Below are 12,225 nucleotides of genomic sequence, written 5' to 3'. Positions count from 1 at the left end.
CTCGTTTGTTTAGGTCCAGCTTGCGCTGGACTAGTTAATACCACCGACACGACTGAATCGCACGCCGGTTGGGATCCATGAAGGCAGCACACTATCAGCACCACGTTCAAACTCAAAACTAATCCAAATGCCTACGGCTTTTCCGACTAGGTTTGCTTCTGGAACAAAGCCCCAGTAACGGCTATCAGCACTGTTGTCACGGTTATCACCCATCACAAAATACTGACCTTGTGGAACAATCCACTCACTAACACCACTACGAGGCTCATAGGCTTCTCGGCGATCTTGACGCAGTGGGTGAACTAAAATTTGATGTTTTACTGGGCCCAACTTTTCATCTAATTGAATCAGAGGAATGCCATTTTGAATGAACTTACTCTCTTCAACATTCGATAGCTTCACAGGCTCACAGCTACGTTCGCCTTGTGGCTGAATACAAAGTTCTTTCTTGCCATTATAGCGAACCGTATCACCCGGCATACCGACGACACGCTTAATGTAATCGATGCTTGGCTGAGGTGGGTATTTGAATACCGCAACATCACCACGCTCTGGCTTACCTGTTTCAACCAGCTGACTACGCCACACAGGGTCTTTTAGACCGTATGCGTACTTTTCAACTAAGATAAAGTCACCCACCAACAATGTTGGCATCATTGATCCCGATGGAATCTGAAACGGTTCATAGATAAACGAACGTAATACTAAAACAAAGGCAATCACAGGGAAGATAGAGACACTGTTCTCAATCCACCAAGGCTGAGTTTGCATCTTTTCTTTTGTTTCGGCATCTAGACCATTGGTTTCAGCTTCAACATCCGCAATTTTTTGCTGACGCTTCTTAGCCCAGACCCATTTTTCTAATGCCCACACCACACCAGTCACGAGTGTTACGATGACAAGAATCAGTGAAAATGTATTTGCCATTTAGCTTCCCTTATCTAAAAAATACGAAAGTGAAAGAGCCGAAACCCTTTCACTTAATAGTGTTACGTCAAAGTCGCTGCAATTACAAAAAGCAGCTTACTGTCAGTATTAATCTTTACCTACGTGAAGAATCGCTAAGAACGCTTCTTGAGGCAGCTCAACGTTACCGATCTGCTTCATACGCTTCTTACCTTCTTTCTGCTTCTTCAGAAGTTTCTTCTTACGGCTGATATCGCCACCGTAACATTTAGCAATTACGTTTTTACGCAGCTGTTTAACGGTAGAACGCGCAATAATGTGTCCACCAATAGCTGCTTGAATCGCGATATCAAACATCTGGCGAGGGATAAATTCTTTCATCTTCTCAACCAATAGGCGACCGCGACCTTGCGCATTAGCATGGTGAGTAATGATCGCCAATGCATCGACTCTGTCACCATTGATCAGTACATCAACACGAACCATGTTTGATGCTTCGTAACGGTGGAAGTTGTAATCCAATGACGCGTAGCCACGAGACGTTGATTTTAAGCGGTCAAAGAAGTCGAGAACCACTTCTGACATTGGAACATCGTACGTTAATGCCACTTGATTACCGTGATAAACCATATCAACTTGAATACCACGCTTCTCTATACAAAGCGTAATAACGTTACCTAGGTAATCAGCTGGAACAAGGATATTACAACGGGCTATTGGCTCTCGAATCTCTTCAAGATCATTGATAGCAGGTAGCTTTGATGGGCTATCTACATACAGCAGTTCACCATTGTTCATCTCCACTTCATACACTACTGTCGGTGCTGTCGTGATCAGGTCAAGATCGTACTCACGTTCAAGACGCTCTTGGATGATCTCCATATGCAGCATGCCAAGGAAACCACAACGGAAACCAAAGCCAAGTGCCGCAGAGCTTTCTGGCTCGTAGAATAGTGATGCATCGTTAAGGCTAAGTTTACCTAGCGCATCACGGAAGTTTTCATAATCATCAGATGACACAGGGAACAGACCAGCATAAACCTGAGGCTTCACTTTTTGGAAACCTGGTAGACGCTCTTCACTACCGCCTTTAGCAAGCGTTAATGTATCGCCAACTGGTGCGCCTAAAATATCTTTGATACCACAAACAACCCAACCTACCTCACCTGTATTCAAGACGTCAGTATCGATTTGTTTCGGTGTAAAGATACCAATTCGGTCAATACCCCAAACTTGGTCAGTACTCATTACCTTGATTTTGTCATTTTTCTTTAGTGAACCATTTTTGATTCGAACTAATGAAACAACACCAAGGTAGTTATCAAACCATGAGTCGATAATAAGCGCCTGAGTTGGTGCTTCTGGATCACCTTCTGGTGGCGGAATTTGCTTAACAATCGTTTCTAGAACTTCATCAACACCAAGACCCGTTTTTGCTGAACAGCGCGTTGCTTCCATCGCATCAATGCCAACAATTTCTTCGATCTCTTCAGATACACGCTCCGGATCAGCAGCAGGCAGGTCAATCTTATTTAAGATTGGCACAACTTCTAGATCCATTTCGATAGCGGTATAACAGTTAGCGAGAGTCTGAGCTTCTACGCCTTGACCTGCATCGACAACTAACAAGGCACCTTCACACGCGGCTAGAGAGCGAGATACTTCGTAAGAGAAGTCTACGTGTCCTGGGGTGTCGATAAAGTTAAGCTGGTAAGTCTCACCATCTTTAGCTTTATAGTCGAGTGTCACACTCTGAGCTTTAATGGTGATACCACGTTCACGTTCTATATCCATTGAATCTAGAACTTGAGCGTCCATTTCACGTTCGCTTAATCCACCACAAACTTGGATTAGACGGTCTGATAGGGTCGACTTACCGTGGTCGATATGTGCGATAATCGAAAAATTACGAATGTGCTTCATAGGCTTGGGGTGACTAAACTCGTTGCAAAAGGGAATAATATGAAAGCGGCCTAAGGCTGCATTTCAATCAAGTTGGCCGATTCTACCCAATTTCTACTCAATTCGCACCCTTATTTGAGCTTTGGATGATTGGCTCACCAAGGATTCGCAATAAAACCACTTGTTGTGCAGAGGCTTGCTCCAACTTATGCGCTTTATGTTTGGCAATTCTAATTCCGATATAAGCGCTGATGAAGGCACTTACAATAACCGTTAGCTCACCGAGTTTAAAGTAAGGGACTAATAACCATTGAGCCAAAAGGGCCCCTATCATCAAAAAAGCAATGGGAAGTATGTAAACTGTTACGGCAGATTGCAGAAGTGTTTTTTCAGGAAACCCTATCTCTACCACCTGGCCTTCACTGATCGGCTTTGAGCTAACCACACTCCAAAAAAGAGATTTTGCACCGACGGCTTTACTCACAATACCGGTGCCGCAACTTTTTTGAGACGCACAGCTTGAACAACTCGTATTCTGCTCACAGCTGAGATCAATAAGGTAATCGTTGTTGCGACGATGAACTGCCGCAACGGTTGCTAAGGCGGTCATCATTGCGTGGCTGCCTTACCATCACTGTCACTGAGCTTGCTATTATCAAAGGATACAGATTGAGCAATCCTTTTCGCGGTAGCAGGTGGAATATCGCCGACAATTGAGATCTCGGCGCTGCCTTTTACGAAGCTATGGAGAGTTCTTCGCCCTTGGCGCACCAGCTGACCTTTTAGTGAGTTATCGTCACTATCAGAAACGTAAACAGAAAAACTGAATAGTCCATCGGTGTACATTTGGCTTTCAACCATACGATCGGTCACCGCCATTCGATAACGGTTTAGTTCTTTAGGTTCAAACCCTGTTGGGATCCAACCAACATTCCAAACAGCCTCCTTTACATTTCCTTTCGGTAGTGAAAGCACTTCAGGAAGCTGAACATCATTGAGGCCGCTTAATACTCCCTCAATTTGATCATTCACAGAGTATGAAATTGTTCGGTATTGTTCTAACACCTCACCATCTCTATCAACGAGATCGGCTCTAAGAGGCAAATTGGTTTTCTCATCAACCCATAAAACATAGGAGTATCTTAAACCATCTTTTGGCACCACTCGGACCACTTGACAAGCCGTACCCGCTTCTCTCGCACGACCAACCGTAATGAAGTCATAATGCTCACTAAGAGTATCGATATTGGTATTTAACAGAGGGATCGTCGGTGCAACCATTTTCCCAGATTCAATCGTAAATGGTTCCACACCTGGTTCGATATAGCTGACTTCATCACCTCGGCGGATCACCTCTCGCACTGGCCCACTTAAATAAATGAGATGTGCTAGTTGTCTTGATTCGTTTTGCGCATGACGATATAGCAAAGGCTCAATGCTATTTTTTTTAATTAAGATATAGGAGAGTTCATAACTTAGCTGCTGACTTGCTTCATTCATTTGATGCAATAAAGCCTCTGCAGGCGGTTGCTCTGCAAAGGCACTATTTACATTCAAACTGAGCAGTGTCAGAGCACTGATCAGGATTTTTTTCATTCAATTACCGATTCAATTGTGTCGTTTTCTGACTCTTCGCTGTTCAGCCGCAACTGAAGCTCATAGTCAAGAAGCATAGCGTTTACGCGGCGGCGTTGCTCTTGAACATTCACATTTTGATTAGGTTTATCCACTGATTCACGACTTAAACTAACAGGCTCAACGCTGCCTGTTAATGGAATTGTTTGTAATACAGGTAGCTGGTCAACCGAAGATGACTCTGTTCCACCATATTGTTGCACGCCAAGTATGACGGCCAATGATACACACGCTGCAACGGCAACTTGTCCAAATTGAGACAACCATGCTGGTAATTGTTGCTTAGCCTGACGAGGTGTCGGCTGCGATTCAATTCTGCGTGATGCTAACTCTGAAACATTATCACTATTTAATAGTCCATGAGCAGGCTCATCTTCTAAAGCAAGTGCTACATTTTCAGCAATATTCCACTCTGCTACCTTCGGCGTGTCTCCACGCATAACATCACCAATTAAATGATAGTTTTTCCAGGTATCTAGAGACTCTTGGTCAAGTTCGATCTCTGATATCAGAGCCTTGTCGACAACTTCTCCATCCATGAGTGCTGAAAGTTTTTCTTGGTCAGCCATTATTTTCACCATTAAATTACTAGTACTAGCGCTGCAAAAGAGGTTTGATTTTCTTTTCCACCGCTTCACGAGCACGGAAAATACGCGAACGTATTGTTCCTACGGGGCAATCCATTACATCTGCGATTTCTTCATAGCTCAAGCCATCAAGCTCTCGCAGCGTCATCGCGGTTTTTAAATCTTCTGGTAGTGCTTCGATCGCGCTAAAAACTACTTGTTTCAATTCATTGGACAACGTTAAGTTCTCAGGGTTCGATATTTCTTTTAAAGCACTGCCTGTTTCGTAATATTCAGCGTCTTCTGCATCAACATCGGTAGCTGGTGGGCGCCGGCCCTGTGCTACGAGGTGATTCTTAGCAGTATTAACAGCAATACGATATAACCAAGTATAGAACGCACTTTCTCCACGAAACGTGGGCAGCGCTCGATACGCTTTGATGAAGGCCTCTTGGGCAACATCAGCTACATCTCCGGAATTGCTCACATACCGAGAGATAAGATTACAAACCTTGTTTTGATATCTTAATACCAACAAATTGAATGCTTGCTTATCTCCACTCTGAACTCGCTCAATCAAGACTTGATCGGTTAGCTGCTCGTTCATTCGAGCGTGTACTCCTATTGTTATTTACTCTTATCCTCTCAGATATGAGCTTTAATGATGCACATTGTAGTATTGACACCACTGTCTACATGAGCACTATTGTGACTCAGTAATAAAAGGAAAGTTCAAAACTTTCTAAAAATAATGGTAAATAGTAATTAACAGTGTGATGTGCTCGTCACTTAACCAGCAATGAATTTTGAAGCTGATGTACATCAATTGCAATCGCATTTACAAGGATTTGCATTTAATGTAGTGATAAGATGCATAAATATAGCGCCAATTAGCGCATTTGAGTGAAGAGTTGGATGACTCTATACATTTCGGGATTTGAATAGCTTTATGAACGCAAACCGTGAGCATCAATGTGATGTACTAGTGGTAGGAAGTGGCGCAGCGGGCCTATCTTTGGCTCTGCGCGTGGCAGAACATGGCAAAGTGATTGTACTGAGTAAAGGGCCTCTTAGCGAGGGCGCCACCTATTATGCTCAAGGCGGCATCGCTGCGGTATTTGATGAATCAGATAGCATTGAATCTCACGTACAGGATACTCAAATTGCCGGAGCTGGCATCTGTGAAGAAGAGTCCGTTCGCTTCATTGCGGAAAACGCAAAAGAGTGCGTTCAGTGGCTAATTGATGGCGGCGTGCCCTTCGATCGTGAAGAGAATGACAGCGATGAAAAACCTCGTTATCACCTCACTCGCGAAGGCGGTCATAGCCACCGTCGAATTTTGCATGCTGCAGATGCAACCGGAATGGCAATGCAAACGTCACTTCAAGATAACGTTCAAAACCATCCGAACATCAAAATCTTTGAACGTCATAATACCCTTGATCTTATTACAGAGGATAAGATTGGTGGCGACGAGAATAAGATTGTTGGGGCGTACATTTGGAATCGAAACAAAGAGCACGTTGAAACTGTAAGAAGTAAGTTTGTTGTTCTTGCGACAGGCGGTGCTTCTAAGGTGTATCAATACACCTCTAACCCAGATGTATCATCCGGTGATGGTATTGCAATGGCGTGGCGTGCAGGCTGTCGAGTCGCGAATTTAGAGTTCAACCAATTTCATCCGACCTGCTTATTCCACCCTGAAGCGAGAAACTTCCTACTCACAGAAGCCCTACGTGGCGAAGGTGCGTATCTACTGCGCCCCGATGGCACCCGCTTCATGAAAGATTTTGATGAGCGTGGTGAACTCGCACCTCGTGATGTCGTTGCTCGTGCTATCGACTTTGAAATGAAGCGCTTAGGTGCAGACTGCATGTACCTCGACATCAGCCATAAACCTGCTGATTTCATTGAGAAACATTTCCCTACGATTCATATGCGTCTACAAGATCTTGGTATTGATATGACCAAGGAGCCGATCCCAATTGTCCCTGCTGCTCACTACACCTGTGGTGGTGTGATTGTCGACCAATCTGGTCAAACCGATCTTGCTCAGTTATATGCCATTGGAGAGGTAAGCTACACCGGTCTACATGGCGCAAATCGCATGGCCTCTAATTCTCTCTTAGAGTGCGTGGTTTATGCATGGTCTGCAGCAAAAGAGATAGTCAGTAAAATTAAAGATGCAGAGTTGCCCCCTTCTCTACCAGCTTGGGATGAAAGCCAAGTCAGTAACTCTGATGAAGAGGTGGTTATTCAACATAACTGGCATGAGTTACGCTTATTTATGTGGGACTACATGGGCATTGTCCGAACAGACAAGCGACTTGAACGAGCTCTACGTCGAATTCAATTGCTGCAGCAAGAGACCTTTGACTACTACAGTCACTTCCGAGTTTCTAACAACTTATTAGAGCTTCGAAATCTGCTACAAGTTGCCGAACTCATGGTTCGCAGTGCAATGCGACGTAAAGAGAGTCGAGGCCTTCATTACACCCTTGATTACCCTGAACTCGCCAAAGATAGCGGGCCCACTATTTTAGACCCTAAAGATAACTTTGACGATTAATAGGGCGACACCTTAGAACGAAGAAAGGAGTATCACATTAGCGGATACTCCTTTTTTATTGGCAGCGTATTGATGCGCTATTTAATCGCTTTTAATTGCACAATCAACGTTCGATACTCCTCATCTGTGACGCTATCTCGCCATAAAATCCTTCGATGATTATTCTCAAAGCCAATAATTACACCTAAGAAGTCCATACTAAATACACTGTACTTTGTTGAAAAACGCTCTTGATTCAGTTTAAGCTCGCCTGTTTCTGAAACGATGACATGACCCACTATGGCCGTGGGTAAAAAGCCACACTGGAAATACAAATAACTAGAAAAGAGAATTAGACCCAATATAACGATGAACGGGAGAGACGTAGAGAATAAAAAACACATCATCAATAACAATAGAATGGTATTGATGATGCGAGCAGTTTGGGAGGGTTTAACGGTAGCGTTAACGGACCTTTGATAGGTTGTGCGCGACAATTTTATCAACCATTGAAGCATGACCTAGATTCTCACTACGGCCATGACCCATTACCCAAGTAAACAAATCGGGATCGTCACTTTCAAGCAGAGAGACAAAATCTTGTTGCTCATTAGCGCTTAGTGACTCAAAGCACTCTTCAAAAAAAGGCATAATCACGACATCTAATTCAAGCATTCCTCGGCGACAGGCCCACTTAACGCGTGCTTTTTGTTCTTTGGTGTACATGAATGGGTTCCTACTTTGTATTCACTGGCTTGAAGTGTACCAATCCAAGTTAAAGACAACTATTATCCCAGTCACAGTCCTCTACCTTGATAAAAAAAAGTTATCGTATTTAAATAAGTGTTAAAACGAATGAAACGGTGACCTCTCCTTGAATTTCATTAAGGTTAAGGATTACCATAGCTCCCATCATCTCTATTTACTGTATTTAGGATCCAAACATGGACTGGCAGCAACAATTCACTCGCTTCTCTAGCACGTCAAAAGACTCATTACCTTCATTGATGCTTACCCATTTAAAGTCTTGGGGCGCTATCAGCATGATTGGAGATGACAAAAAATCCTACTTACAAGGCCAAGTCACTTGTGATGTTGTTGCCTTAGACAAAGAGCAGTCAACATTTGGGGCTCACTGTGACGCAAAAGGAAAAGTCTGGAGCATCTTCCGCCTTTTCCATCACAATGGTGGCTATGCCATGTTCCAACCAATGAGCCTAATTGAGACTGAACTAGCTGAACTTAAAAAATATGCCATCTTCGCTAAAGTCGATATTCAAACAAGCCAAGATATCGCGTTAGGCGTTATTGGTGAGAATGCACAAGAGTGGATCAATTCCATCAGTGAAAACACTGGAGATGTGAGAGAGATAGAAGGCGGCACTGCGGTTAAAGTTGATGCTAACCGCTGGCTACTACTTGTGACACCTTCAGCAGCAGAGAACATCACCAATAATTGCAGTCCTGATAAAGTAGAGAAAGTAACAGAAGAACTCTGGACTCGATTTGATATTGAATCTGCTCTTCCAGCGATTGATAAATCAACACAAAATATGCATATCCCTCAAGCACTAAACTTACAAGCCGTCGATGGAATTAGCTTTAGTAAAGGCTGCTACACTGGCCAAGAAACCGTTGCTAGAGCAAAATACCGTGGTATGAATAAGCGAGCCATGTACATTGTATCGGGCACCACAGATAAGGCACTTTCCTCATTCGATACCATCGGCTTAGAGCGCTCCGTTGGCGAAAACTGGCGTTCCGCTGGCGAGCTAATCAATCATTTTCAATTTGATGATGACACCGCTATTGGCCTAATTATTCTACCTAAAGATCTTGATGAAGAGACAAAGCTAAGGTTGAGTGAGCAACCTGAACACTCTTGGGAACTTCACGCGCTCCCTTATTCATTAGACGATGAGTAAGTTACCTTCAACATCGGTCATCCAATACCTTGATGAGCAGCAAATACACTATCGTTTGCTGCCCCAAGAAAAAGCAACCGTCACTATTGAAGAAACCGCTAAACAGCGAGGTATTCGCCCAGAACAGATGGTGAAAAGTATCGTTCTTAGAGATATGGGGAATCAATACGCCCTTGCCTGTGTTCCTGGTGACCGGAATGTCGACCCTAAGAAAGTACGTGCGCTTCTTAATTGCCGTAGAATGACCTGCGTCTCTCTGGATGATGTGTTTAGCATTACTGGTTATAAACCGGGCTCTGTGACTCCGTTACAAATAACTACCCCAATGCCCGTAGTATTTGATACTCAGCTATTTAATGAGACTGAGGTAACCATTAGTAGCGGTGATGCTCAGTTAGGTATCGCTTTACGTTGTGAAGACCTAAGAACTTTATGTCAGCCAATCATCGCCTCAATTTGTCGCACAAATTAAATGATACAGATCTCTTTTTCTCAACAAAGTGTGACACCCATCGAACTCCCCACCCTAATCTAGAGAATCATTATTCACAATAAAAACATAAATAGTCACAAGTGTTTTTTTGCAGTAGAGTAATATTGTTGGTTAAAGTGACAACAAGACATCGTCTGATTGTATTCCTTCGCCAACAAAAAAGTGAATCCACTGATTGTTTCAGGACATCCACTTTTTGTGTAATGCATCTGTGACTATTCGCCCGTTCACCATGTAACGGGCATTTTTTTCCTTGTAATACTTCCTTACAGCTTTTGTTTACAAAAAATTAACACAATTCAAAATATTCACGCTATTCTTAAAAATGTCACAACTTTCCTGCACTATGCGTGGGAAAATTGAACAACGAAAAATCAGGCTTACATAAACTTTGAGGAGTTCATCACGCAAAGTTGGGTATTAATCTTCATATCTGCTCAGAGCAGCACAAATATCCAATAACGTTAATTAAATCTGCATAATCCCCTCGCCTTATCACAACAATATTAGTGTGGGATTTATATAATTCGCGGTGCTAGGAAGAACTATAAGGACATAACAATATGAGACTGTTTAAGCGCTATACACCAAGTATGATTGCTAAACATATTAGTCGGCTTTTTAAGGGAAGAATTTATATTTATGGCGTTGGGAAATTTGAGTTTGATAACGGTAAATTGATCTTACCTGCTCGTGCTGATAACCGTCATTTTCAAGCAGTAAAAGAAGTAAACAGTGAAGTTAAAAAGCTACGCTGCGCCTACGCATAAGAATTAAAAAAAAACAGCGTTAAGAATTAGTAAGGGCTGACTCTATGTCAGCCCTTTTTCATTGAATATCGAAAACTATACCAATTCTATTAATTAGATGGTTAGACAATTGCGTAGAAAAAATCATTTAGAACAAGGCAAAGATTGCAGCTAGCTAGTTATTCTACCTACAAAATCTTTAACGCCGTTATCAATGATTTTAGCAAGCAAGAATAACTAGATGATTGATAGAGTTGGTATTATACAACCACTTTGCGCGTGGATTTCGCTAGCTCAGGCAGGTTTCCTTTTAATCCAAGCGCTCGCTTCATAATCTCATCTTTTGCACCTGGTAACTGGCTTGTCAGTGACATTCCAATACCTCGGAAAAGCTTCTTCGCTGGGTTATCTCCTTCAAACAAGTCTTTAAAACCCTGCATTGAAGCAATCATCTTCGCGGCTTCTGCTTTTCTCCAGCGCTCATAGCTACGAAGATTACGCTTACTGCCGATATCTTCACCCTGGCGCCAAAGTTTATTCACCTCTTGAGCTAAACTCGCGGCATCAAGAAGACCAAGGTTAACTCCTTGCCCCGCTAGAGGGTGAATGGTGTGCGCCGCATCACCCACAAGAGCAATACGATCTAATGCAAAATCTCGAGCATAACGCATTCGAAGTGGGTACGCTGAACGCTCGCCTATCACCGAGCATAAACCAAGACGATTGTCGAACTCTGCCGTCACTGACTTATTAAATTCACTGTCGGTCATATTCACCAACTGCTCAGCTCTATTTGGATCAGTCGACCAAACAATAGAGCTCATATTCGGCTCTGACATAGGTAAGAATGCAAGAGGACCTAATGGGGTAAAGACCTGTCGAGCAATAGACTGATGAGGTTCTGTTGTCTTTATATTCGCAACAATGGCGCTATGCCCATAATCCCAATGAGTCAAAGGGATATCCAGTTGATTTCTAACCCAAGAGTTTGCCCCGTCAGCGCCGACAACCAGTTTAGCCGTCAGTGATTGGCCGTTATCGAGCGATAACCAAGCTTCACTCTCTCCAATAGCAATACTCAGGCAGGTGTTGGGCATAAAAAGTGACACATTAGATTGATGCTTCACTTTTTCAAGCAGTGATAGCTGAATCACTCTATTTTCGACAATGTGCCCTAGATTAGGTTGCGCGTGTTGTTGAGCTTCAAACTCTATTCGAGCAAAGCTATCTTGCTCCCAGACTTCCATTCCTACATAAGGTGCAAGTCGACGCTGCTCAATACCGCCCCAAGCCCCAACATTTTTTAGGATCGTCTCACTTGAACGGCTCAAAGCGGAAACACGAACATCCGGTAACTCATTGATCGTTGAGTTAGGTGCATTTCCTTCAATAACCGCAATACGTAAGTCGGTATCCTTAAAAGCAGCAGCAAGTGTTAGCCCTACCATGCCACCGCCTACTATCGCGATATCAACGCTTTGCATCATATTTCAATTACCTT

The 12,225-nt window shown here is 43.2% G+C and carries 13 protein-coding genes; 4 read left to right on the top strand and 9 right to left on the bottom strand.

The features are described from left to right. Positions 1-30: 30 nt before the first annotated feature. The 6 genes from lepB to rpoE all read right to left on the bottom strand — a co-directional run bounded on the left by lepB (position 31) and on the right by rpoE (position 5,616). Positions 31-927, bottom strand: a complete 897-nt coding sequence (lepB, locus tag KP803_RS15895) for a signal peptidase I (RefSeq protein WP_248009843.1) — start codon at positions 925-927, stop codon at positions 31-33. A 108-nt stretch (positions 928-1,035) separates the two neighbouring features. After that, a complete protein-coding gene (gene lepA / locus KP803_RS15890; RefSeq protein ID WP_248009842.1) occupies positions 1,036-2,829 on the bottom strand; it encodes a translation elongation factor 4 in 1,794 nt (597 codons plus the stop codon). Positions 2,830-2,926: 97 nt separating this feature from the next. Then, on the bottom strand, positions 2,927-3,421 hold the full coding sequence (locus tag KP803_RS15885) for a SoxR reducing system RseC family protein (protein ID WP_248009841.1): 495 nt from the start codon (positions 3,419-3,421) through the stop codon (positions 2,927-2,929). Further along, positions 3,418-4,404 (bottom strand): sigma-E factor regulatory protein RseB, encoded by a 987-nt coding sequence (gene rseB / locus KP803_RS15880; RefSeq protein WP_248009840.1) that lies wholly within the window; start codon positions 4,402-4,404, stop codon positions 3,418-3,420. Before rseB ends, KP803_RS15885 begins: the two co-directional genes overlap by 4 nt. Further along, a complete protein-coding gene (locus KP803_RS15875; RefSeq protein ID WP_248009839.1) occupies positions 4,401-5,012 on the bottom strand; it encodes a sigma-E factor negative regulatory protein in 612 nt (203 codons plus the stop codon). The genes rseB and KP803_RS15875 overlap by 4 nt, the downstream gene beginning before the upstream one ends. Positions 5,013-5,037: 25 nt before the next feature. Further along, on the bottom strand, positions 5,038-5,616 hold the full coding sequence (gene rpoE / locus KP803_RS15870) for an RNA polymerase sigma factor RpoE (RefSeq protein ID WP_248009838.1): 579 nt from the start codon (positions 5,614-5,616) through the stop codon (positions 5,038-5,040). Positions 5,617-5,958: 342 nt separating this feature from the next. Between rpoE and nadB the strand changes: the two genes are divergently transcribed. Beyond that, the gene (nadB, locus tag KP803_RS15865; RefSeq protein ID WP_248009837.1) at positions 5,959-7,578 is read left to right on the top strand and encodes an L-aspartate oxidase; all 1,620 of its coding nucleotides are present in this window, start codon (positions 5,959-5,961) and stop codon (positions 7,576-7,578) included. Between the two features lie 77 nt (positions 7,579-7,655). Here nadB and KP803_RS15860 read toward each other — a convergent pair whose 3' ends face one another. Next, entirely contained in the window at positions 7,656-8,054 is a 399-nt protein-coding gene (locus tag KP803_RS15860) for a protein YgfX (protein WP_248009836.1), read from the bottom strand. Then, positions 8,023-8,283: an FAD assembly factor SdhE gene (locus KP803_RS15855; protein ID WP_248009835.1), complete on the bottom strand. Its 261-nt coding sequence runs from the start codon at positions 8,281-8,283 to the stop codon at positions 8,023-8,025. The genes KP803_RS15860 and KP803_RS15855 overlap by 32 nt, the downstream gene beginning before the upstream one ends. Positions 8,284-8,501: 218 nt before the next feature. On the opposite strand from KP803_RS15855, the gene ygfZ reads away from it, so the two are divergent. The 3 genes from ygfZ (at position 8,502) to KP803_RS15840 (ending at position 10,745) form a co-directional block, all read left to right on the top strand. Continuing rightward, entirely contained in the window at positions 8,502-9,482 is a 981-nt protein-coding gene (gene ygfZ, locus KP803_RS15850) for a tRNA-modifying protein YgfZ (RefSeq protein ID WP_248009834.1), read from the top strand. Continuing rightward, the gene (locus KP803_RS15845; protein ID WP_248009833.1) at positions 9,475-9,954 is read left to right on the top strand and encodes an aminoacyl-tRNA deacylase; all 480 of its coding nucleotides are present in this window, start codon (positions 9,475-9,477) and stop codon (positions 9,952-9,954) included. Before ygfZ ends, KP803_RS15845 begins: the two co-directional genes overlap by 8 nt. Before the next feature lie 584 nt (positions 9,955-10,538). After that, positions 10,539-10,745: a DUF1107 domain-containing protein gene (locus tag KP803_RS15840; RefSeq protein ID WP_248009832.1), complete on the top strand. Its 207-nt coding sequence runs from the start codon at positions 10,539-10,541 to the stop codon at positions 10,743-10,745. Between the two features lie 239 nt (positions 10,746-10,984). Here KP803_RS15840 and KP803_RS15835 read toward each other — a convergent pair whose 3' ends face one another. Continuing rightward, complete coding sequence (locus KP803_RS15835) at positions 10,985-12,211, bottom strand: FAD-dependent 2-octaprenylphenol hydroxylase (protein ID WP_248009831.1); 1,227 nt, start codon at positions 12,209-12,211, stop codon at positions 10,985-10,987. Between the last annotated feature and the right edge of the window lie 14 nt (positions 12,212-12,225).

Origin of the sequence: Vibrio amylolyticus, assembly GCF_023145695.1 — a bacterium.
Lineage (GTDB): Bacteria > Pseudomonadota > Gammaproteobacteria > Enterobacterales > Vibrionaceae > Vibrio > Vibrio amylolyticus.
This window is presented reverse-complemented; position numbering and strand designations above follow the sequence as displayed.

Coding starts and splice junctions, on each gene's coding strand:
- lepB (WP_248009843.1), bottom strand. CDS start 927: ATGGCAAATACATTTTCACTGATTCTTGTCATCGTAACACTCGTGACT.
- lepA (WP_248009842.1), bottom strand. CDS start 2,829: ATGAAGCACATTCGTAATTTTTCGATTATCGCACATATCGACCACGGT.
- KP803_RS15885 (WP_248009841.1), bottom strand. CDS start 3,421: ATGATGACCGCCTTAGCAACCGTTGCGGCAGTTCATCGTCGCAACAAC.
- rseB (WP_248009840.1), bottom strand. CDS start 4,404: ATGAAAAAAATCCTGATCAGTGCTCTGACACTGCTCAGTTTGAATGTA.
- KP803_RS15875 (WP_248009839.1), bottom strand. CDS start 5,012: ATGGCTGACCAAGAAAAACTTTCAGCACTCATGGATGGAGAAGTTGTC.
- rpoE (WP_248009838.1), bottom strand. CDS start 5,616: ATGAACGAGCAGCTAACCGATCAAGTCTTGATTGAGCGAGTTCAGAGT.
- nadB (WP_248009837.1), top strand. CDS start 5,959: ATGAACGCAAACCGTGAGCATCAATGTGATGTACTAGTGGTAGGAAGT.
- KP803_RS15855 (WP_248009835.1), bottom strand. CDS start 8,283: ATGTACACCAAAGAACAAAAAGCACGCGTTAAGTGGGCCTGTCGCCGA.
- ygfZ (WP_248009834.1), top strand. CDS start 8,502: ATGGACTGGCAGCAACAATTCACTCGCTTCTCTAGCACGTCAAAAGAC.
- KP803_RS15845 (WP_248009833.1), top strand. CDS start 9,475: ATGAGTAAGTTACCTTCAACATCGGTCATCCAATACCTTGATGAGCAG.
- KP803_RS15840 (WP_248009832.1), top strand. CDS start 10,539: ATGAGACTGTTTAAGCGCTATACACCAAGTATGATTGCTAAACATATT.
- KP803_RS15835 (WP_248009831.1), bottom strand. CDS start 12,211: ATGATGCAAAGCGTTGATATCGCGATAGTAGGCGGTGGCATGGTAGGG.